This is a genomic window from Pseudomonas sp. R1-15, from assembly GCF_051132085.1.
GTDB lineage: Bacteria > Pseudomonadota > Gammaproteobacteria > Pseudomonadales > Pseudomonadaceae > Aquipseudomonas.
In genome coordinates this window covers 5365254-5386294 of sequence record NZ_CP071660.1, presented here as the reverse complement: position 1 = coordinate 5386294, position 21041 = coordinate 5365254, and the positions used below count along the sequence as shown (strand labels likewise).

Here is a 21041-nt window from a genome sequence, read left to right as displayed (position 1 = left end):
TAAACGAGAAGCAGAACCGCCCTCATTTGGGCGGTTTTTGCGTTATTTACCCTGCTTTTCTCGGATTTTCTTCACTTTTATTGCGATAGGCGAGTGACCTTGCAGTCAGCTTGGTTCAAACTAGGGCCTTTCAAAGCTTGTGGAGATGTAGGGCGATGCAAGGTCACCCAGACGTAATCGATTACCTCAACACGTTGCTGACAGGCGAACTGGCAGCCCGTGATCAATATTTCATCCACTCGCGGATGTACGAGGATTGGGGTTTTACCGAGCTCTACGAACGTATCAACCATGAGATGGAAGAAGAGGCGCAGCACGCCGACGCCTTGATGCGCCGGATCCTGATGCTCGAAGGCACGCCACGCATGCGCCCGGACGACCTGGACATCGGTACCACCGTACCTGACATGCTCGCCGCCGACCTGCGTCTGGAATACAAAGTCCGTGCGGCGCTGTGCAAAGGCATCGAGCTGTGCGAACAGCACAACGACTACGTCACTCGCGAGATCCTGCGGGTGCAGCTCAACGATACTGAAGAAGACCACACTTACTGGCTTGAAAAGCAGTTGGGTCTGATCAAGTTGATCGGTCTGGAGAATTACCTGCAATCGCAGTTCTGATGTATTTATTGCGGGATAAAAAAGCCCCTGCCATCGATGAGATGACAGGGGCTTTTTCATGCCCGGTGTTTCAGTCCCGGTCACGCTCCAGCAACGGCTTGAGGTAATAGCCGGTGTGAGACTGCTTCATTTCCGCCACTTGCTCCGGCGTACCTACGGCGATGATCTGGCCGCCCTTGGAGCCGCCTTCCGGCCCGAGGTCTACCAGCCAGTCAGCCGTCTTGATCACATCCAGGTTGTGCTCAATGACCACAACGGTGTTGCCGTGGTCGCGAAGCCGATGCAATACATCGAGCAATTGCTGGATATCGGCGAAGTGCAGGCCTGTGGTCGGCTCGTCGAGGATATACAGGGTCTTGCCGGTATCGCGCTTGGACAGTTCACGGGACAGCTTGACCCGCTGCGCCTCGCCGCCGGACAAGGTCGTCGCCGACTGCCCGAGCTTGATGTACGAAAGCCCCACATCCATCAGTGTCTGGAGCTTGCGCGCCAATGCCGGTACTGCATCGAAGAACGCTCGGGCTTCCTCGATCGTCATTTCAAGGGTTTCGTGGATGTTCTTGCCCTTGTACTTGATCTCCAGCGTTTCACGGTTGTAGCGCTTGCTCTTGCACACATCGCACGGCACGTAGATGTCGGGCAGGAAATGCATCTCCACCTTGATCAGGCCGTCGCCCTGGCAGGCTTCGCAGCGCCCGCCCTTGACGTTGAACGAGAACCGGCCCGGGCCGTAGCCCCGCGAGCGTGATTCAGGTACGCCGGCGAACAGTTCGCGGATCGGCGTGAACAACCCTGTATAGGTCGCCGGGTTGGAGCGTGGCGTCCTGCCGATCGGGCTCTGGTCGATGTCGACAACTTTATCCAGATGCTCCAGGCCCTTGATGCTGTCGTGCGCGGCGGCTTCCAGGGTGGTGGCACCGTTCAGCGCGGTGGCACTGAGGGGAAACAGCGTGTTGTTGATCAGCGTCGACTTGCCGGAGCCGGAAACACCGGTAACGCAGGTCAGCAGGCCGATCGGGATTTCCAGGTCGACGTTGCGCAGGTTGTTGCCGCGTGCGCCCTTGAGGGTCAACGACAGCTTTTTATTGCGTGGGGTACGCTTGGCCGGCACCTTGATCTTCACCCGGCCCGACAGGTATTTGCCGGTCAGCGAGTCGGGGTGCGCCATGACTTCGGCGGCGGTGCCCTGGGCGACGATGTGTCCGCCGTGCACGCCCGCGCCGGGGCCGATATCCACGACGTAATCGGCGAGGCGAATCGCGTCTTCATCGTGTTCGACCACGATCACCGTATTGCCGATATCGCGCAGGTGTTTCAGCGTGCCGAGCAAGCGGTCGTTGTCCCGCTGGTGCAAGCCAATGGACGGTTCGTCGAGGATGTACATGACGCCCACGAGCCCGGCACCGATCTGGCTGGCCAGGCGAATACGCTGGGCCTCACCGCCGGACAGGGTATCCGCGCTGCGGTCGAGGGTCAGGTAGTCCAGGCCGACGTTCACCAGGAACTGCAAGCGTTCGCGGATCTCCTTGAGGATCTTGTCGGCGATTTCGCCACGACGGCCGGTGAGCTTCAAGCCGCCGAAATAGTCAGTGGCATCGCCGATCGGCAGGCTGGTCACCGCCGGCAGGGTTTTCTCACCCACCCACACGTGCCGCGCCTCCCGGCGCAAACGGGTGCCGCGGCAGTCCGGGCAGGGCTGGGTGCTGAGGAACTTGGCGAGTTCTTCGCGCACGCTGGCCGATTCGGTCTCGCGGTAACGCCGTTCCAGGTTGGGCACGATGCCTTCGAACGGGTGGGAGCGCTTGACGATATCACCACGGTCGTTCAAGTATTTGAAATCGACGTTCTGCGTGCCGCTGCCGTGCAGGATGAATTTCTGCTGGTCCGCAGGCAGCTCGTTGAATGGTTTGTCCAGGCTAAACTTGTAATGGGCCGCCAGCGACCCGAGCATCTGGAAGTAATAAACGTTGCGCCTGTCCCAGCCACGAATCGCGCCTTCGGCCAGGGTCAGCTCGCCGTTGACCAGCCGCTTGGTGTCGAAGAACTGCTTGACCCCCAGGCCGTCGCAGGTCGGGCAGGCGCCGGCCGGGTTGTTGAAGGAAAACAGCTTGGGTTCCAGCTCGCTGATGGCGTGGCCGCAGATCGGGCAGGCGAAGCGTGCCGAGAAGATAATCTCTTCACCGGGTTCGTCGTCCATCGGCGCCACCAGAGCGATGCCGTCGGCCAACTTCAGCGCGGTCTCGAAGGATTCGGCCAGACGCTGTTGCAGGTCGGCGCGGACCTTGAAGCGGTCTACCACCACATCGATCGAGTGCTTCTTCTGTTTATCCAGCTTCGGCAGTTCGTCGAGCTCGCACAGCTTGCCGTTGACCCGGGCGCGTACGAAGCCCTGGGCGCGCAATTCTTCGAAGACCATCAGGTGTTCGCCCTTGCGCTCGCGGATCACCGGTGCGAGCAGCATCAGCTTGCTGCCTTCCGGCTGGGCGAGCACCAGGTCGACCATCTGGCTGACGGTCTGGGCTTCCAACGGGGTGTCATGATCAGGGCAGCGGGGGATACCGACTCGCGCATACAGCAAGCGCAGGTAGTCGTAGATCTCGGTAATGGTGCCGACCGTCGACCGCGGGTTGTGGGACGTCGACTTCTGTTCGATGGAGATCGCTGGCGACAGGCCTTCGATGGTATCGACGTCGGGTTTTTCCATCATCGACAGGAACTGCCGGGCGTAGGCCGACAGCGATTCGACATAGCGGCGCTGGCCTTCGGCGTACAAGGTGTCGAAGGCCAGGGATGATTTGCCGGATCCGGACAGGCCGGTGATGACGATCAGCTTGTCCCGTGGCAGGGTCAGGTCGATGTTCTTCAGGTTGTGGGTACGGGCCCCACGAATCAGGATCTTGTCCAAAGTGGCCTCGCTCGGCGGGCGTCGAAAACGTAGGAGTATACGGGCAAATACTGGATGGATGCACACTATTGAAAGCCATACATGAAGACTGCGCGGCAAACGGTCGCCATATACCCCCTCAATCGATGGGACTGGTAGAATCCCCGCCGGTTCACACGAGGTTTTTCCATGCAAGATCCCCACAGCGAACGCATGAGTAGCGGCGAGACCCGCGCGGCAGGCGGTCTGGCCCTGGTGTTCGCCTTCCGCATGCTCGGCATGTTCATGGTGTTGCCGGTACTGGCGACCTATGGCATGGACCTGGCGGGCGCGACCCCGGCCCTCATCGGGCTCGCCATCGGCGCCTACGGCCTGACCCAGGCGATTTTCCAGATTCCCTTCGGGATCATTTCCGACCGGATCGGCCGGCGCCCGGTGATATACCTGGGGCTCATCGTGTTCGCCCTCGGCAGTGTGCTGGCGGCGAATGCCGATTCGATCTGGGGCGTGATCGCCGGACGGATCCTACAAGGAGCGGGTGCCATTTCCGCTGCCGTCATGGCGTTACTGTCGGACCTGACCCGCGAGCAACATCGCACAAAAGCCATGGCGATGATCGGCATGACGATTGGTCTGTCGTTCGCCGTCGCCATGGTTGTAGGACCGTTGTTGACCCGTGCCTTTGGGTTGTCGGGGTTGTTCCTGGCGACCGGTGCCATGGCACTGGTGGGCATCCTCATCGTCGCGTTGATCGTGCCGCGCTCCACCGGGCCATTACAGCACCGCGAATCCGGGGTGGCCCGCCAGGCGCTGGTGCCGACGCTCAAGCATCCTGACCTGCTGCGCCTGGACCTGGGCATCTTCGTGCTGCATGCCATGTTGATGTCCAGCTTCGTGGCCTTGCCGCTGGCGCTGGTGGAAAAGGCCGGCCTGCCCAAGGAGCAGCACTGGTGGGTCTATCTGACGGCACTGGTCATTTCGTTCTTCGCCATGATTCCGTTCATTATCTATGGCGAGAAGCGACGCAAAATGAAACGAGTTTTGCTCGGCGCCGTCGTGACGCTCATGCTCACTGAGCTATTCTTCTGGCAGTTCGGCCACAGCCTGCGCGCCCTGGTGATTGGCACGGTGGTGTTCTTCACCGCGTTCAACCTGTTGGAGGCGTCACTGCCGTCGCTGATCAGCAAGGTGTCACCGGCGGGCGGCAAGGGCACGGCGATGGGGGTTTATTCCACCAGCCAGTTCCTCGGTTCGGCATTGGGCGGGATCCTCGGCGGCTGGCTGTTCCAGCATGGCGGTTTGTCGGTTGTGTTCCTGGGATGTGCCGCGCTGGCTGCACTTTGGCTGGTTTTTGCTGTTACCATGCGCGAACCTCCGTATGTGACGAGCCTGCGCTTGCCGTTGTCGCCCGAAGCCATCCGCGAAGCAGGCCTGGCCGAGCGCCTCAGGGCCGTCGTTGGAGTAACCGATGCAGTGGTGGTCGCCGACGAGGCGGCCGTTTATATCAAACTGGACACCGAATTATTGGATCGTGCGACGCTTGAGCGCCTGGTGAACAACCCGGCCCCGGCAGCGTGCGAAGCCTAGGAGAACGTTATGGCCCGTGGGGTTAACAAAGTCATATTGGTCGGTACTTGCGGCCAGGATCCAGAAGTTCGCTACCTGCCTAACGGCAACGCCGTGACCAACCTGAGCCTGGCGACCAGCGAACAATGGACCGACAAGCAGACGGGCCAGAAGGTCGAGAAGACCGAATGGCACCGCGTGTCGATGTTCGGCAAAGTGGCGGAGATTGCCGGCGAATACCTGCGCAAGGGTTCGCAGGTCTACATCGAAGGCAAGCTGCAGACCCGCGAGTGGGAAAAAGACGGCATCAAGCGTTACACCACCGAAATCGTGGTCGACATGCAAGGCACCATGCAATTGCTCGGTGGCCGTCCGCAAGGCGACCAGCAGCAGGGTGGCAACAACTACCAGCAGTCGGCTCCACGCCAGCAAGCCCCTCGTCCGCAATCGGCGCCACAGCCACAGCCACAGCGCGAGCGCCCAGCTCCGCAACAGGCCGCACCGCAACCGGCGCCGGATTTCGACAGCTTTGATGACGATATTCCGTTCTGATTACTGGCTGAGCCTGTTCAGCCGGTAATTTCAAAAAAGCCCCAAGCGCACTTTGCCCTTGGGGCTTTTTGTTTGTCTGGCGTCAGCCAGCTTTGTGGCTCATAAATCCAGATCCAGCAGCTCCAGCATCCTCTCGCCAATCGACTGGCTCAGCCACGTTGCATGAAACGCCATTTCCGCCACCGGTATGTCAACCTCGAACCGAAGCGCAATCGGCTTGCCATCGGCTCCGGTGTAGCCGACATCAAAGTGGTTCACGTTGGCGAAAGTGCTCAAGGTGTAGGGCTTGATGTAATGGATGTCGCTGTAGGGGATGTATTTCTCGGTGGTTTCCCGGGCAGGACGGCGCTGGGTGAAGGTGAGGCGTTGCTGGCGTTCGTCAAAACAGAAGCCAAGCACCTTGGGCCCGGAGACGAGCCAGTTGATCGTACAGACGGCCGCGAACGCACTGATGAACATGAGCGCGATAATCAGCGGTTCCATAATGATCTGCTGGTGAATCGGCGACAGGCCTTCGACCTTGAACAGCATCAGGGTAAACGCTGCCAGCCAGTAGGCAGGCAGGGCCAGCAAGATTGCCGCGACGTAGATCATGGTCCCCAGGAATCCCGGCCTGGATACGCCGCTTGAGCAATCCCACGTGGGCGGGTGCCGTGGCGCTGATGTAGCGCTCGGGAAGGGGGATTCGACCAGGCGCGGCGGTCGCTTACGTTTCATACGGCGGGCTCAGGCAGAAAAACCTCGCCATTCTCGTCGTAACCGCTCACACACGCCTAGTCATTTCCGCTTGCCGTCAATGCCTGCGCCTACGCCTGGCTGCCGCTCAGGAATTGCGCGGTACTCACCACATTCGCATAGGCAAACCCCAGTGCCGACATGAACGCAGCGTGGACATGGGCCGCAGGGACGACGAGGCCGTTGAATTCCAGGTCGCGGCTGGCACAGGCATCATGCACCACCGTGACCTCATAGCCCATGTCAGCGGCAGCGCGGGTAATGCCGTCGATGCACATGTGGCTCATGCTACCGACCACGACCAACCGTTCGATGCCGTGCTGTTCGAGGATCGCTTGCAGTTCGGTTTCGCGAAACGAATTGACGAAGTGCTTGAGCACGACCGGTTCATCGGCGCGGTTGAGTACCTTGGGATGCAACTGCGCACCTTCAGAGCCGGGCGTAAAAAATGGCGCTTCGTCGGAGGTGAATTCGTGACGGATGTGCACGACCTGGTTTCCGGCCTGGCGAAACGCCTCGATCAACCTGGCGGCGTTATCGGCGGCGGTCTCTGCACCGACCAAAGGCCATTTTCCTTGGGGGAAGTAGTCGTTCTGGATATCTACGACGATGAGCGCTTGCTTGGACATGGGGTCTTCCTCGTTTAAGTCAGGATGTGGCGCCAGTATTGGCGTTTGTCCGGGTTTCGAGGATTGGCCGTAACGACAATAAGCGGGGGAAAACTGACAATGCGGCAATGGCGCTGCATTGTCAGGCTCGGTTCACCAGTTATACGTCAGGCTTGTCGTCATGGTTCGACCATCGCCGTAGTAGCAGTCCCAGTCGCTGGTACAGCGTGCCACGTACTTCTTGTCGGCGAGGTTTTCCACGTTCATGTCGACCTTTACGCCCTTGAGGCCCAGCGGCGATTGGCCAAGGTCGTAGGAGAGGCGCGCGTCGTAAACAGTAAAAGACGGCACATCGAAGGAGGGCGCGGTGGCTGTGCCCGGGTATTCGGTTCCGGGACTGCTGCGCACATAACGAACACCGAGCCCGGCGCCAAATCCGGCCAGCGGAGTGCTGCCCAGGAACGTGTAGTTGATCCAGGCGGAGGCTGTCAGCGGCGAGATGCCGGCCAGATGGTTGCCTTGGCGGCCATCATTATCCTTGGTGTATTCAATATCGTTGCGCGAGACCGAAGCGATGATGTCCAGTGATTTGTTCAGGCTGGCCTTGCCTTCCAGTTCGATACCCGTCGAGCGCACGGCGCCGGTCTGGCCGTTGAAGCCCGGGTTGTCCAGGTCGGTGGTCAGCATGTTCTCCTGGTCCAGTTGATAAACGGATAACTGCACAAAGCTCTGCTGTCCTGGCGGCTGGAACTTGAGGCCTATTTCATACTGCTTGCCGGTGGTGGCCTCGAACGGTTTGCCGGACACATCACGGCCGCTCACCGGCTGGAATGACTCGGCATAGCTGATGAACGGAGCCAGGCCGTTGTCGAACAGGTATACCAGGCCGGCGCGCCCGGTGAAGGCACTGTCGCGGACATTGCTGTGGGCGCCGCTGACCGGTTCCTTGTTGTCCACTTCGGTCCAGTCATAGCGGCCACCCAACACCAGCACCCATTGGTCGAACTTGATCTGGTCCTGCATGTACAGGCCGGTCTGGGTGATGGTGTTGTCCCATCGGTACAGATTGCCGAAATTGAGAGGTTGGCCACGGACCGGGTTGAAGATGTCGATGATCGGCGGGTTGTAGTCGTACAGCCCTTTGAATTTTGAGTTGAACCGGTAGTAGTCCAGGCCGGTGATCAGGGTGTGTTTCAGGGGGCCGCTGTCAAATTCGGCCTGGGCGATATTGTCCACGCCGAAGACCTTGTTGGTCTGCGACCAGTCGACGCCGTAGCGGGTCATGTAGCGTTTGTCGTCGGCGCCGGTGACGGGGTTGTTGACGAAGCGATAGCCATGCAGCGGGGCGGTGTAATGGTCGTCCACCACGGCATAACGAGCGTTCTGCTTCAAGGTCCAGACATCGTCCAGGCGATGGCTCAGCTCATAGCCCAGGGCATATTGGTTGCGCTTGTAGTCATTCACGCCGGGCTCGCCCAGGAAAAGGTTCCGCGAAACCTTGCCGTTGGGGTTGTTGAACACCGTCCCCAGGGCGGGCAATCCTTGCGCTTCCGGAACCGCGTCATCGCGTTGGTACTGGGCGAACAGGGTCAGGCTGGTGTCTTCGTTGGGCAGCCAGGTCAGGCTCGGCGCGAGGAATTGACGTTTCTGCTGGGCATAGTCGATGCTCGAATTGCTGTCGTTGACCAGCCCGGTCAAGCGATACAGCAGCGTGCCTTGCTCATCCAGGGGCCCGCCGATATCCACGCCGACACCCGTCTGGTCGTAGCTGCCCGCCTTCAACACCACTTCGTGGACGGGTTCGAGGGTTGGCCGCTTGCTGACCATGTTGACGATGCCGCCAGGCTGGTTCTGACCGTACAGCACGGAGGCCGGTCCTTTGAGCACTTCAATGCGCTCCAGCGAGTACGGTTCGATCTGCAGCGCGCCGCCGGTGCTGCCTCCGCCGTAGGGCAAGTGCAGGCCGTCCAGATACAAAGGAACTGGGGTTATGCCGCGAGATGTCGGCTCGTCGAAAATCTTTACCCGATCGGAGAAGCCGCCGCCAGTGATGCCTGGTGTGTAGCGCAACGCTTGGGTGACGGTCTGGGCGCCTCGGGCCTTGATCTCGTCAGCCGTGACCACGTTGATGGTTTGCGGCACCTCCACCAGGGCGCTGTCGGTCTTGCTGCCCGTGGCGCTGCGCGTGGCGACGATGCCATCGACGGGGCCCCAGGGGTTTTCGCCAAGGTTGCGGGCACCGATCAGTGTGGCGTCCAGTTGCAAGGTTGCGCTGTCGGGTGCGAGCTGCAGAGACCAGGCGTTGCCACTGTTGACGGCCTGCAAGCCTGAGCCCGCCAATAGACGCTGCAGCGCCCCGGGAATGTTGAATTGCCCGTGGAGCCCCGGCGTGCTCTTGCCGGTGGTCAGTTGCGCGTCCACCGACAGCAACACACCGGCTGTCCTGGCGAATTGGTTCAACGCCTGGTCGAGCTGGCCCGCGGCGATATCGTACTGGCGAACATCATCGATGTTGGCGGGCTCAGCCTGGGCTGTTGCGCAGAACATTGGCGTTGCAGCCAGGGCACCGAGGAACAAACCGTTGCGCAAGAAATGGAGAGGGGCTTGGACGGGCACTGCGATACTCCCTGGCGATAGCAATTGAAGGGTTTCAGAGCTATCCCGTATCAACAGGAAAAACCGACAATGCCCGGCGAAAAAATCACGTGAGACGCTTTACCGTGACCCAATAACGCGTTGCCTGGTGGACACGCACGGGCAGCGAACGGGCCAGCGCCGCCAGGATGGCGTCGGTGTCGGCTAGAGGAAATACACCGGTGATCAGCAACGGGGCGGCGGCCGGATCGCAGCGCAGGATGCCGGGCCGGTAGCGGCTCAGTTGCGACAGAAACTGACCCAGCGGCTGGCGCTCGGCGATCAGGTGGCCCTCGCTCCAGGCGCCGGCGTTTGGGTCAGTGGCGGTGACGACACCGAGTCGGTCCTGGTCGAACCAGAGGCTCTGGCCTTCCACCAGCCTTTGGGCCGCAGCGGCGATAGGCCGTACTTCCAGCATTCCCGTGTAAAGGTCGACTCGGATGCCTTGCTGGGCCTCGGCCACGCAGAAGCGCGTACCCAGCGCCTGTATCTCGCCTGCCCCGGTCTGCACGATCAACGGCCGCTGGAGGTACTCGGGTTTGTGTCCGGTCTCCAGTAGGATGGCCCCCTTGATCAGGCGAATGCGTCGATGGCTGGCAGAAAAACGCACGTCCACGGCGCTGTCGGTATCCAGGTCCAGGCGCGTGCCGTCCTCCAGCGTCAGCCGACGGATCTCGCCGACCGCCGTGTGTTGATCGGCCAATGCGCCGCGCCAGGGTTTCTGGCTGTGCAGCGAATAACCGGTTGCGCCAGTGACCAGCATCAGCGAAAGCAACTTGAGCATGTCCCGCCGCGAGCGCTGCGGCGCATCCTTGAGCACGGCCTGAGCGCAGTCGCGCGGGACGCGACCCAAGGTCTGCTGCAGATCCTGCAAGCGCTGCCAGGCCCTGGCGTGTTCGGCATCGGCGCGCTGCCACAGGACAAACGCCCGCTGTTGAGCGTCAGTCATCTCGCCGCCCCAATGCAGCATCAGCCACTCGCTCGCCTGTTCGACGACGGCCGGCGAAACCGGAAGCTCGGTGCGGCGATTCATTCTTCGTAGACCGTCTGGTAGCAGGCCAGGATGGCGCGGGTCATGTATTTTTGTACGGAGCTGACGGTGACTTGCAGGCGTTCGGCAATTTGCGCATAGCCCAGGCCTTCGAATTGCGACAGCAGGAAGGCCGTCCGCACATTGCCTGGCATGCGGTCGAGCATCGCGTCGATTCTCTGAAGCGTTTCGAGAATGATTGCTCGTGTCTCCACGCAAGGCGTCTGGGGTTCGGGCAAATGAGCGATACTTTCAAGGTAGGCCCGTTCGATTCGCTGTCGACGCCACTGATCGATCACCAGGTTGCGGGCGATCTGGGTCAGGTAACTGCGACCTTCCACTACCCCGGGAATACGTCCGGAAACCAGCAGGCGCAGGAATGTGTCTTGCGCGATGTCCGCCGCGTGGTCATGGTTGCCCAGCTTTCGACGCAACCAGGCGTGCAGCCAGCCGTGATGATCGCGGTAGAGTTCATGCAGTTGAGCGTTGCCATTGGAAGTTGCTGACATGACGGGCTCGTCGGGAAGGTGTTAATGATAGGTATTATCATTACACTTTCATTTGGCCTTTGAAAGCCGACCGATGGAACTCTGGTGCGTAGCAGGGATTTGCAACGATTGGTTGAAAAAAAGACTGGGAAACTGACATGGCGCAGGAAAGGGCATTCGTCGAACTCGGCGTGCTGATCTACCCCGGCGCGCAAATGGCCGCGGTGCATGGTTTGACCGATCTGTTTGCCGTGGCGGATGGCATTGCGGCGGAGCATGCCAGTGTGCAACTGCCGCGGCTACGCGTGAGCCACTGGCAAACGGCGGGCGGAGAAATGCCGCTGCGGGTGTTTGCCAGTGATGCCGGTCCGCATGCGCCATTGGTCGCCTTGTTGATCCCACCGTCCATTGCCGGCTTCAATGAAGCTGTCGCAACACAGACGCTGATGGATTGGCTCCGGGCGCAACACGCTAGCGGCACGGTACTGGGCGGGGTTTGCGTCGGCTCCATCCTGCTGGCCGAAAGCGGTTTGCTGGATGGGCGTAGTGCCACGACCCACTGGACCTCGGCCAAGACCTTCGCGGCACGTTATCCGAAGATCAAGCTCAACGCCGATAAACCCATTGTCGACGACGGCGACCTGATCACCACCGCCGGGCTCATGGCCTGGTCGGAGCTCGGGCTGCGGCTGGTGGACCGCTTGCTCGGCCCCGGCATTGCCACACGCACCGCGCAGTTTCTGGTGATCGAGCACAGCGACAGCGCGAGCCAGTGCGGCAGCAATTTCGCGCCGATCCTCGGGCATGGCGATGGAGCGATTCTGAAAGTGCAGCACTGGTTGCAACGCAGCGGCGCGGTGGATGTTTCCCTTGGCGCGATGGCCGAACAGGCCGGGCTGGAGGAACGCACGTTCCTGCGCCGGTTTCGCGCGGCTACCGGCCTCAAACCCACCGAATACTGTCAGCACCTGCGGGTCGGCAAGGCCCGGGAAATGCTGGAGTACACCAACGGTACCATCGACCACATTGCCTGGACCGTTGGTTATCAGGATCCTTCTGCCTTTCGAGCGACGTTCAAGAAAATCACCGGGCTGGCGCCGAGTGATTACCGGGCAAGGTTCGGGGTGAACCCGAGTGCTGCCAAAAGCTGACACGGAGCCTCTGTGGCGAGGGAGCTTGCTCCCGCTGGGGGTGAAGCCCCCCAATAAGGTGCACCGCGGTTTGTCAGTTTAAAGTTGGGGCTGCTGCGCAGCCCAGCGGGAGCAAGCTCCCTCGCGACGGGGGAGATGCTGGCTCGGGATGTCGTGCAAATTGCCGGACATCCGCCTCCAGTCGTGCGGAATGAAACAGGCCCGGTGCCACATCATCCGCTCATCCCCCCGTTTCCTTGACCGTTCGTCCCCCGCCGTGCCGTTGGCCTAATCTCTGCAATCCTTATAGCTACGGCTATTAGCGCAGTTGAAAGGACAACGCATGACTCAGATCCATCGTGACAAATGTGTAGTGGCCCACTCGGTCAATCCCCAGGCACCCCTGCATGAAGTCGAGACCAATCGGGCGCTGGCGCGCTGGCTGGCGAATATCCTTGGCCTGGAGTTCGGCGGCAGTTACGACAGCCAGCAACACGCCGGGCGGGATCTGTACCTGTTGCCTACGCAAACCCTGATCGGTCCCGAGGCTGCGTTGCGTCTGGGCGTCAAGGGACCGGACGATCTTTGGGGCGGTTACGTCGACCACGATTTCATCTGCACCAAGGCGATTGCCCATGGTCTGTTGAATAAGGATGCGGTCGCGCCGAAGGGCTGGTCACCGCTGTTTGCCAAGCTGACCCGGGGCGTTGTGCTCGATGGGATCAGCGTGTTTTCGCTCAAGGATGCGCGCCAGGCCGCCGAACATCTGCTCTACGCCGGGCCGATTCGCTTCAAGCCAATCCATGCTTGCGCCGGACGTGGCCAGCGAGTCATCCGGAGCATCGGGCAATTCGATGAAATCGTCGCGGCTCCAGACGCCCAGGCATTGTTCAGCGAGGGAATCGTGCTGGAACAGAATCTCAGTGAGGTCAAGACCCAGAGCGTCGGCCAAAGCTTTATCAACGGCAAGGTCTTGAGCTACTGCGGCGTGCAGCACCTGACCCACGACAACGAAGGGGAAGAGGTCTACGGCGGCTCCGACCTGCTGGTGGCGCAAGGGGGCTACATCGAGCTTCTCGGCCTGGAATTGCCGGACGATGTGCGCGAAGCGGTCCGGCTGGCGCAGGTATTCGATGACGCCGCCAACCAGGCTTTCCCCACGTTCTTTGCTTCGCGGCGCAACTACGACATTGCCCAGGGGACGGATACCGGGGGCCAGCCTCGCGGTGGCGTGCTGGAGCAGTCCTGGCGAATGGGCGGCGCCAGCAGCGCGGAACTGGCTGCCTTGCAGGTGTTCGTCGAGGACCCATCGATCCGCGCGGTTCGTGTGTCCTCAGTCGAAACCTACACCGACCAGCCGCTGCCGCCCGGCGCCACGGAGGTTTATCGCGGCGCTGCGGAAAATGGTGATTTCCTACTCAAATACGTAACGGTTCAATCCTATGACGGCTAGAAGCGAAACCATCCAGATTGCGATTGATGATGAACACATGAATGGAACCTTCCTCAGCCCCAAGTCGAAGGTTCCCGGTGTGTTGTTCGTGCACGGTTGGGGCGGTAGCCAGGAGCGAGATCTCGAGCGGGCCAAAGGCATCGCCGGCCTGGGCTGCGTGTGCCTGACCTTCGACTTGCGCGGCCACACCGGTGGGGCCGGGATTCCGCTGTCGCGGGTCACGCGCGAGGACAACCTGCGGGACTTGCTGGCGGCCTATGACCGGTTGCTCGCCCACCCGGCCCTGGACACCTCGGCGATCGCGGTGGTCGGTACCAGCTACGGTGGTTACCTGGCCTCGATCCTTACCTCATTGCGACCGGTGCGCTGGCTGGCCCTGCGGGTGCCGGCGCTGTACCGCGACGAGCAGTGGCACACACCCAAGCGCGACCTCGACAAGGCTGACTTGCTCGATTACCGCAGCACCCTGGTGCACGCCGATACCAACCGGGCCTTGCACGCCTGCGCGCAATTCACCGGCGATGTGTTGCTGGTGGAGTCGGAGACGGACGACCATGTGCCCCACGCCACGATCATGAGCTACCGAGCCGCCTGCCAGCAGACTCACTCGTTGACTCATCGGACCATCGATGGCGCCGACCATTCCCTGAGTGACCCCGTGTCACAACAGGCCTACACCTCGATCCTGGTGAGCTGGATCACGGAGATGGTGGTGGGCGAGCGGTTGAGCATCATTCAGGAGCGGTAGACAGCTGGCGTCCTGGCGGGCCCCTTCGCGAGCAGGCTCGCTCCCACAGAGGGCAATGCATTTCAAATGTGGGAGCGAGCCTGCTCCGGGCGGCGATCCAACGAAGGCGCCATGCCAGGCGCCGCATCACTTGAGCCCAGGCTTGACCCGTAACGCCTTGGCCTTCGCCTCGATCACCAGATACATCACCACGGTAATCAGCAATGGCAGGATGAAGTAGATCGCCCGGTAGGCAATCAGCCCCGCGATCAGGCTGCCTCGCGACACTTCATGCTGCAGCAGCGCGACGAACACCGCTTCCAGCACTCCGAGCCCGGCGGGGATATGGGTAATCACCCCGGCGATGCTGCTGATCAACAACACCCCCAGCACCACGGGATAGTCCAGTTTGCTCGGCAGCAAGGTGAAGATCACCGCTGCCATCAGCGACCAGTTCAGCGCGCCCAGTGCCAATTGCAGGACGGCCATGCGCAGGGACGGCAGATTGATTTCCATACCGCGAATCGTCCAGGCCCGGCGCCTGGAGAAACGGCAGGCCGCCAGGTAACCGGCACTGGCCAGCAACAACAGCACGCCCACGCCTTGCAGCGCATTGCTGCTCAGCTTCCAGCCCGGTGGCATGGTCACCAGGCCGCTGCTGAACACTACGCCGGCCAGGGTCATATAGCCGAACCAGTTGGTGGCCAGGCTCAGGCCGAGGATCTTGGCGATGTTGCCGTTGCTGACGCCGAGCCGCGAATACAACCGATAGCGCATGGCGATGCCGCCGACCCAAGCGCTGAGATTCAGGTTGAAGGCATAGCTGATCACCCCCACCGGCAGGATCTGCCGCCAGCCGAGTTTCTGCCGGATGTAGGTGCGACCGATCAAGTCGAAGCAGGCGTAGGTGATGAAACTGGTGATCGTCAACGCGGCGGCGATCAGCAGTGTGCGCAGCTTGAAATCCGCCAGGGTGGCGAATACTTCGGACCAGTCGATGCGGCGCGCCAACGCGGTGAACAGCACAATCAGCAGCAGGAAAAAAGCCAACGTCAGCGGGCGTTTCCAGCGGCTCCAGCGCGACTTCGGCTTGGCCTGTTCCGGCGCCTGGGCGTCTCTCGGCGCGGTGTGCGCTTCAGAGTGGTTCATGGGGTTCGCTCCGGACCGCCGTCGGCGGTGAAAAAGGTTTCAGACGCGGTTTATGGGCCGGCAGCCATCCGGCCCAGGCCGGAAAGTGACGCAGGAAGTGGAACACCATGAAACCGATGGTCATGCGCCAGAGCAGCCCGCGCGGCGCGTGGTTCTCGGGCATGATGGTGCAATGGGTGCGGCTCAAGTGATCGAGGCGGTCGAACAGCTCGCGGTTGAACGCACGGTCGCGGATCAGCACGTTGGCTTCCAGGTTCAGGGACAGGCTCAACGGGTCGAGGTTGCTCGAGCCGACGGTGCTCCAGTCCTCATCCACCAGGGCGACCTTGCCGTGCAGCGGCCGCTCGCAATATTCATAGATCGTCACGCCGGCCTTGAGCAGATAGTCGTAGAGCATCCGCGCGGCAAGCTTGGCGATCATCATGTCCGGTTGCCCCTGCAGGATCAGCCGCACCTCCACGCCACGCCGGGCGGCGTTGCGGATCTCGCGCAGCAACCGGTAGCCGGGGAAGAAATAGGCATTGGCGATCACTACCCGCCGCTGGGCGCTGCGCAGCACTTGCAGGTAGACCTCCTCGATGTCGGTCTGGTGCTCGTGGTTGTCGCGATAGACCAGGCGCACCTGGCCGTCATGATCATTGAACGCCAATTCGGTGCGACGGCTGCGGCGACGTTGCCACCAGTATTTGGCCCGAGCCGGCCGCCCGGTCTGGAGCAGCGCAAAATGGTGGATATCCACCACCGCCGGGCCCTTGATTTCCACGGAGTAATCCTGCTTGGCCTCGGGACCGAAGTCGCCCAGGTGGTCGGCGGAGAAATTGATCCCGCCGATAAATGCGATCACACCGTCCACCACGACGATCTTGCGGTGCAGGCGGCGGAACCAGTTGGTGCGGATGCCCAGGTGCCTCGGAGCCGGGTCGAACATCTGCAGGCGCACCCCGGCCTCGCTCAACGACGCGAGAAACCCGGTGGTCAGTTCGCCGCAACCGAAACCGTCGAGATTGACGGTAATACGCACTCCCCGCTTGGCCGCATCCACCAGCAGGTCGCGCAGTTCAAAGCCGACCTTGTCCTCGAACAGAATGAAAGTCTCCAGGAGAATTTCTTCCTGGGCACGGCGAATCGCCTCGAAAACCCGTGGGAAATATTCCTCGCCATTTTCCAGCAGCGTGACACGGTTGTTGCCGTGCCAGCCGTATTCGATATCGTTCAGCGCCGGGTTGCTCTCGGTCGGCGGGACCTCGATCTTTTCCACCGTTGCCTTGTTCATCGTCGCGCTCATAATTCGATCTCCACCGACAGCGGTGCGTGGTCGGAAAGGTGCGACCAAGGACGTACATTCAATACTTTGGCGTGATGGGCCTTGAGGTTGCGCACGTAGATGCGGTCCAGGCGCAGGATCGGCAGGCGTGCCGGAAAACTGCGGGCCGGCTTGCCCCATTGTTCGGCGAACACTTCCCGCAGGCCGCAGGGGGCGAGCAGGTCATTGGCCTTGCCGCGCCAATCGTTGAAGTCACCGGCGACAATCACTGGCGCTTCAGGCGGCAGCTCACTCAGGCGCTGGCAAAGCAGTTTCAGTTGCTCGACGCGATGGCCTTCGCGCAACCCCAGGTGCACACAGATCGCATGCACGTCCTGGCCTTCGCCACCCGGCAGACGCAGCACGCTGTGGAGCATGCCGCGGCTCTCGTGGCCGCTGATGGAGACGTCGAGGTTCTCGTGGCGAATGATCTGGAATTTCGACAGCAACGCGTTGCCATGGTCCCCCGCCGGGTACACCGCGTTGCGCCCGTAGGCGAACTGCGGCCAGAGGGTATCGGCGAGGAATTCGTACTGCGGGATGCTTGGCCAGTTGCTGTAGCGTTGGGGGTGGTGCTCGTGGGTGCCATGCACTTCTTGCAGGAACACCACGTCGGCAGAAACGCTGCGCACGGCTTCGCGCAGTTCCGGCAGGATGAAACGCCGGTTCAGGGCGGTGAACCCCTTGTGTGTATTAACCGTCAGGACGGTGAAGCGGCTGACCCGTTCGAAATCCCGCAACGATTGCTGGGTCGGGTCACGGGTGGCTTCGCTGGATTCTGGCGTAGTCATGGCAATACCCCTTCGGCCGGGCGCACGCCGGGAGCGGTGGCGAGATGCTTGTCCAGGTCGAAGCGCTCCAGCAGGTGGCGCGCGTCATACGGCGCGCGGACTTTGATGTCGTTGTCGAAATAGCAGAACACTTCCCGGCTCTTGCGCGCCCGGGGTTTCTTTTTCGGATCGATCAGGTGGGCGTCACTCGGCTGAGTGCCGTGGCTCCAGGCTTCGATCCGATCGCCCCAGCGCTTCAGCGCCTCGTCGGTATAGCCGCTGGCGTACAGCTCTTCGGCGCCGTGCAGGCGCAGATAGACGAAATCGCTGGTGACGTCCTCGCGATACGGCCATTTTCCGGCGGTATCCGCCACCACCAAGGCGACGTCGTAACGTTTGAGCAGGGCGACGAAGCGTGGATCGATAAAGCTCTCATGACGGATTTCGACGGCATGGCGCAGCGCACGCTTCTTGTCGGTCGTTGTGCTGGCGTGGCCGTCCAGACGCGGTTCGTGCTCGCGCGCCAGCGCGGCGGCGGCTTCGGTGTCGTGGGGCAGTTGCTTGAGGAAGTCTTCGAAGAGCTCGGGGTCGAATTTGAAGCTCGGCGGAAACTGCCAGAGGATGGCCCCGAGTTTTTCCTTGAGCTCCAGCACCCCGGAGGCGAAGAAGTTCGCCAGCGGCTTGTGGATGTCCCGCAGGCGCTTGATGTGGGTGATGAACCTTGGCGCCTTGACGCTGAAGACGAAGTCGTCCGGCGTCTCGGCGTACCACTGGGCATACCGTTCGGGACGTTGCAGGGCGTAGAACGATCCATTGATTTCGATGCTGTTGACCGCGCGAGAGGCGAATTGCAGTTCCCGCTTCTGAGCCAGCCCCTTGGGGTAGAAATCCCCCCGCCAAGGCGTGTAGCGCCAACCGGAAATGCCAATGTGGATCGCCGTCATGTATCCCTCCCGTGCCAATGACCTCGTACCGCCTGTGTCTTTTGATGACCGCCGCGCGGGCTGGAAAGTTTCGCCGGCCTTACCGACGGAAGGGGCTGAGCGGGTTCTGTGGCGAGGGAGCTTGCTCCCGCTGGCCTGCGCAGCAGGCCCATGCATTCATCCTGACGTGACGAGGTACCCAGGTTTCAGGGCCGCTACGCGCCCCAGCGGGAGCAAGCTCCCTCGCCACCAAGTTTTGTATTGGCCTTGCGAGCGAACTTGCCGGCCCGATGTTGATCAGTTCCTTACCGACCCCGTGCAAAGGAGCCCCGCGTTTTGTCTCGATTGAGCACCGTATTGCTGTTGGTCCTGCTGACGCTGACCGGCACCAGCGCCTACGGGACCGCTGCTGTCCCTGGCGCCTCCAATCCCAGTGAGGCCCCGGCCGAGCCCGAACCGCTGGTGCAGGGCGGTTTGCTGGGCGCGATCAGTTCGAGCATCGATGACGTCCAGGACAAGCTCGACCTTAACCAGAGCCTGGTGGACGCCTGGCGCCTGCGGGCGGACCGGGCGGCGGACGAGGTCGATCGCCTGGTGGACCAGACGTCCCGTTCCACATGGCGCGTGGCGGGGGATTTCCTGCTGCTCTCGGGCGTATGGCTGGGGACGTTTGCGCTGATATGGACCGCCGCGCGATTGCTGGTGCGCCGCTTGCGCCGGCGCCGCTGGCTACGCACCCGCCAGCGGGTGCTGGACGTGCTCGGCTATGTGCTGCCCTACACCTTGCCTGCCGTGGCCTGCCTGCCGCTGACCCTCTACGTCAGCCACTTCCTGCAAGTCTCGGTCGGCCGCGCCCTGGCGCTGTGTTTCGCCTACGCCACCAGCAGCGGTATTTTTTCCACGTCGGTGCTGCTTTGCGTGATCGTGATGTTCAACGCCGGGCACAAACGGCGAGCGGTGGCGATGCTTCGTCGTTTCACCCCGCGGCCGTTGTTCCTGATCGGCTTCCTGGCCGCCCTCAGCGATGCACTGACCAGCCCGCAGATCGCCAGGCAACTGGGCGGCAATATCACCAGCAGCGTTGCGGTGTTCACCGGGCTGTCGGCGTCGATGATCTTTGGCTGGCTGGTGATCCATATGCGCCGGCCGGTGGCCCACCTGATCCGCAACCGACCGTTGGCCCAGCGCTTGAAACAGCCGGCGTTGCAGGAGTCCCTGCGGATTTTTTCCGGTCTCTGGTACTGGCCGATCCTGCTGATGGTGCTGGTGTCGGCGGTGAGCCTGATCGGCGTCGGCGAAGACAACCAGAAAGCCCTGCGTTGCGCCCTGTTCACCACCATCCTGTTGATCGCGATGGTGTTCCTCAGCACCATATTCCAACATGTCTTCAAGTCGCCCAAGGCCGAAGCCATCCAGCGTAACAGCGCCTACAAGGGACGACTGTTGAGCTTGCTGCACGCCTTGGTGCGCATCGTCATGGCGGTGGCGTTCATTGAAATCCTCGGGCGGATCTGGGGGATTTCCCTGTTCGAATTCGCTTCGCGCAACGCCGTGGGCCGGGCGATCAGTGATTCCTTGAGCCGCATCGGCCTGATCTTCCTGATGACCTGGCTGACCTGGGTGGTGCTCGACACGGCGATCCAGGAGGCGCTCAAGCCGCCGCTCAACAAGCGTGGCGCGCGTCAGCCCAGCACGCGGGTCAAGACCATCCTGCCGCTGCTGCGCAACGCCGCCAAAATCATCCTGGTGGTGATCTGCGCGATCACCACCATGGCCAACCTGGGCATCAACGTTGCGCCGTTGCTGGCTGGTGCCGGGGTGGTGGGGCTGGCGATCGGTTTTGGTTCGCAGCAACTGGTACAGGACGTGATCACCGGGTTGTTCATCATCATCGAAGACACGCTGTCCATCGGTGACTGGGTGGTACTCAGCTCCGGCCACGCCGGCACCGTCGAAGGCCTGACCATCCGCACCCTGCGCCTGCGCGACGGCAAGGGGTTTGTGCATTCGGTGCCGTTCGGGCAGATCAAGGCCGTGACCAACCAGTCCCGGCAATTCGCCTTTGCGTTTTTCTCGGTGCAGTTCACCTACGACACCGATGTGGACCGTGCCATTGAATTGATCCGCGAGGCCGGCGATTCGATTTCCGAAGACCCGTTCCTCAAGTTCAACCTGCAAGGGCCGCTGGATGTGTTCGGCGTGGACAAGATGGACCTCAACGGGCTGGTGCTCACTGCCCAGTTCCGCACTGTGTCAGGCGGGCAGTATGCGGTGAGCCGGGCGTTCAACCAGCGGCTCAAGAAGCTTGTGGATAACGAACCGTCGGTGCATTTTGCGCAGACTTATCCACAGCAGGTGGTGATGCCGAAGCGGTTGGCCGAGGAGCCGAAGGCAGGGAATGAACAGCCTGATCAAGCTCAATGATGTGGTAAAGCGGAGTGCCTCTTCGCGAGCAGGCTCGCTCCCACA

The 21041-nt window shown here is 61.6% G+C and carries 17 protein-coding genes; 7 read left to right on the top strand and 10 right to left on the bottom strand.

Features of this window, described 5'->3' with window-relative positions:
- Positions 1 to 155 precede the first annotated feature (155 nt).
- Positions 156 to 620 carry a bacterioferritin gene (gene bfr, locus J3P97_RS24325; RefSeq protein ID WP_024778335.1) on the top strand — a complete coding sequence of 155 codons (465 nt, stop codon included), beginning with the start codon at positions 156 to 158 and terminating at the stop codon, positions 618 to 620.
- A gap of 70 nt (positions 621 to 690) precedes the next feature.
- Here the strand turns inward: bfr and uvrA are convergent, their stop codons facing one another.
- On the bottom strand, positions 691 to 3525 hold the full coding sequence (gene uvrA / locus J3P97_RS24320; protein ID WP_434571478.1) for an excinuclease ABC subunit UvrA: 2835 nt from the start codon (positions 3523 to 3525) through the stop codon (positions 691 to 693).
- A gap of 168 nt (positions 3526 to 3693) precedes the next feature.
- Between uvrA and J3P97_RS24315 the strand changes: the two genes are divergently transcribed.
- The gene (locus J3P97_RS24315; protein ID WP_434672936.1) at positions 3694 to 5091 is read left to right on the top strand and encodes an MFS transporter; all 1398 of its coding nucleotides are present in this window, start codon (positions 3694 to 3696) and stop codon (positions 5089 to 5091) included.
- Positions 5092 to 5100: 9 nt separating this feature from the next.
- Positions 5101 to 5622, top strand: coding sequence for a single-stranded DNA-binding protein (locus J3P97_RS24310; RefSeq protein WP_434672935.1), 522 nt, complete (start codon positions 5101 to 5103; stop codon positions 5620 to 5622).
- 99 nt (positions 5623 to 5721) lie between these two features.
- Here the strand turns inward: J3P97_RS24310 and J3P97_RS24305 are convergent, their stop codons facing one another.
- The 5 genes from J3P97_RS24305 to J3P97_RS24285 all read right to left on the bottom strand — a co-directional run bounded on the left by J3P97_RS24305 (position 5722) and on the right by J3P97_RS24285 (position 11138).
- Complete coding sequence (locus tag J3P97_RS24305) at positions 5722 to 6216, bottom strand: hypothetical protein (protein WP_434672934.1); 495 nt, start codon at positions 6214 to 6216, stop codon at positions 5722 to 5724.
- A gap of 212 nt (positions 6217 to 6428) precedes the next feature.
- Positions 6429 to 6986 carry a cysteine hydrolase family protein gene (locus J3P97_RS24300; RefSeq protein WP_434672933.1) on the bottom strand — a complete coding sequence of 186 codons (558 nt, stop codon included), beginning with the start codon at positions 6984 to 6986 and terminating at the stop codon, positions 6429 to 6431.
- 132 nt (positions 6987 to 7118) lie between these two features.
- On the bottom strand, positions 7119 to 9512 hold the full coding sequence (locus J3P97_RS24295) for a TonB-dependent siderophore receptor (RefSeq protein ID WP_434674587.1): 2394 nt from the start codon (positions 9510 to 9512) through the stop codon (positions 7119 to 7121).
- Positions 9513 to 9666: 154 nt separating this feature from the next.
- Complete coding sequence (locus J3P97_RS24290; RefSeq protein WP_434672932.1) at positions 9667 to 10632, bottom strand: FecR domain-containing protein; 966 nt, start codon at positions 10630 to 10632, stop codon at positions 9667 to 9669.
- The gene (locus tag J3P97_RS24285) at positions 10629 to 11138 is read right to left on the bottom strand and encodes a sigma-70 family RNA polymerase sigma factor (RefSeq protein WP_434672931.1); all 510 of its coding nucleotides are present in this window, start codon (positions 11136 to 11138) and stop codon (positions 10629 to 10631) included. Before J3P97_RS24285 ends, J3P97_RS24290 begins: the two co-directional genes overlap by 4 nt.
- Before the next feature lie 137 nt (positions 11139 to 11275).
- Here J3P97_RS24285 and J3P97_RS24280 point away from each other — a divergent pair, with 137 nt between their 5' ends.
- The 3 genes from J3P97_RS24280 to J3P97_RS24270 all read left to right on the top strand — a co-directional run bounded on the left by J3P97_RS24280 (position 11276) and on the right by J3P97_RS24270 (position 14448).
- Complete coding sequence (locus tag J3P97_RS24280; RefSeq protein ID WP_434672930.1) at positions 11276 to 12268, top strand: GlxA family transcriptional regulator; 993 nt, start codon at positions 11276 to 11278, stop codon at positions 12266 to 12268.
- Positions 12269 to 12590: 322 nt separating this feature from the next.
- Positions 12591 to 13700, top strand: a complete 1110-nt coding sequence (locus J3P97_RS24275; RefSeq protein ID WP_434672929.1) for a DUF3182 family protein — start codon at positions 12591 to 12593, stop codon at positions 13698 to 13700.
- Positions 13690 to 14448: an alpha/beta hydrolase family protein gene (locus J3P97_RS24270; RefSeq protein WP_434672928.1), complete on the top strand. Its 759-nt coding sequence runs from the start codon at positions 13690 to 13692 to the stop codon at positions 14446 to 14448. The genes J3P97_RS24275 and J3P97_RS24270 overlap by 11 nt, the downstream gene beginning before the upstream one ends.
- Before the next feature lie 126 nt (positions 14449 to 14574).
- Here J3P97_RS24270 and J3P97_RS24265 read toward each other — a convergent pair whose 3' ends face one another.
- The 4 genes from J3P97_RS24265 to J3P97_RS24250 are packed head-to-tail and all read right to left on the bottom strand — an operon-like array spanning position 14575 to position 18593.
- A complete protein-coding gene (locus tag J3P97_RS24265; RefSeq protein ID WP_434672927.1) occupies positions 14575 to 15576 on the bottom strand; it encodes a lysylphosphatidylglycerol synthase domain-containing protein in 1002 nt (333 codons plus the stop codon).
- Positions 15563 to 16861 (bottom strand): cardiolipin synthase ClsB, encoded by a 1299-nt coding sequence (gene clsB / locus J3P97_RS24260; RefSeq protein WP_434571504.1) that lies wholly within the window; start codon positions 16859 to 16861, stop codon positions 15563 to 15565. The genes J3P97_RS24265 and clsB overlap by 14 nt, the downstream gene beginning before the upstream one ends.
- Positions 16858 to 17670, bottom strand: coding sequence for an endonuclease/exonuclease/phosphatase family protein (locus J3P97_RS24255; RefSeq protein WP_305498461.1), 813 nt, complete (start codon positions 17668 to 17670; stop codon positions 16858 to 16860). The genes clsB and J3P97_RS24255 overlap by 4 nt, the downstream gene beginning before the upstream one ends.
- Entirely contained in the window at positions 17667 to 18593 is a 927-nt protein-coding gene (locus tag J3P97_RS24250) for a DUF72 domain-containing protein (protein WP_434627811.1), read from the bottom strand. Before J3P97_RS24250 ends, J3P97_RS24255 begins: the two co-directional genes overlap by 4 nt.
- Positions 18594 to 18908: 315 nt before the next feature.
- On the opposite strand from J3P97_RS24250, the gene J3P97_RS24245 reads away from it, so the two are divergent.
- The gene (locus tag J3P97_RS24245) at positions 18909 to 20996 is read left to right on the top strand and encodes a mechanosensitive ion channel family protein (RefSeq protein WP_434571507.1); all 2088 of its coding nucleotides are present in this window, start codon (positions 18909 to 18911) and stop codon (positions 20994 to 20996) included.
- Positions 20997 to 21041: the final 45 nt, after the last annotated feature.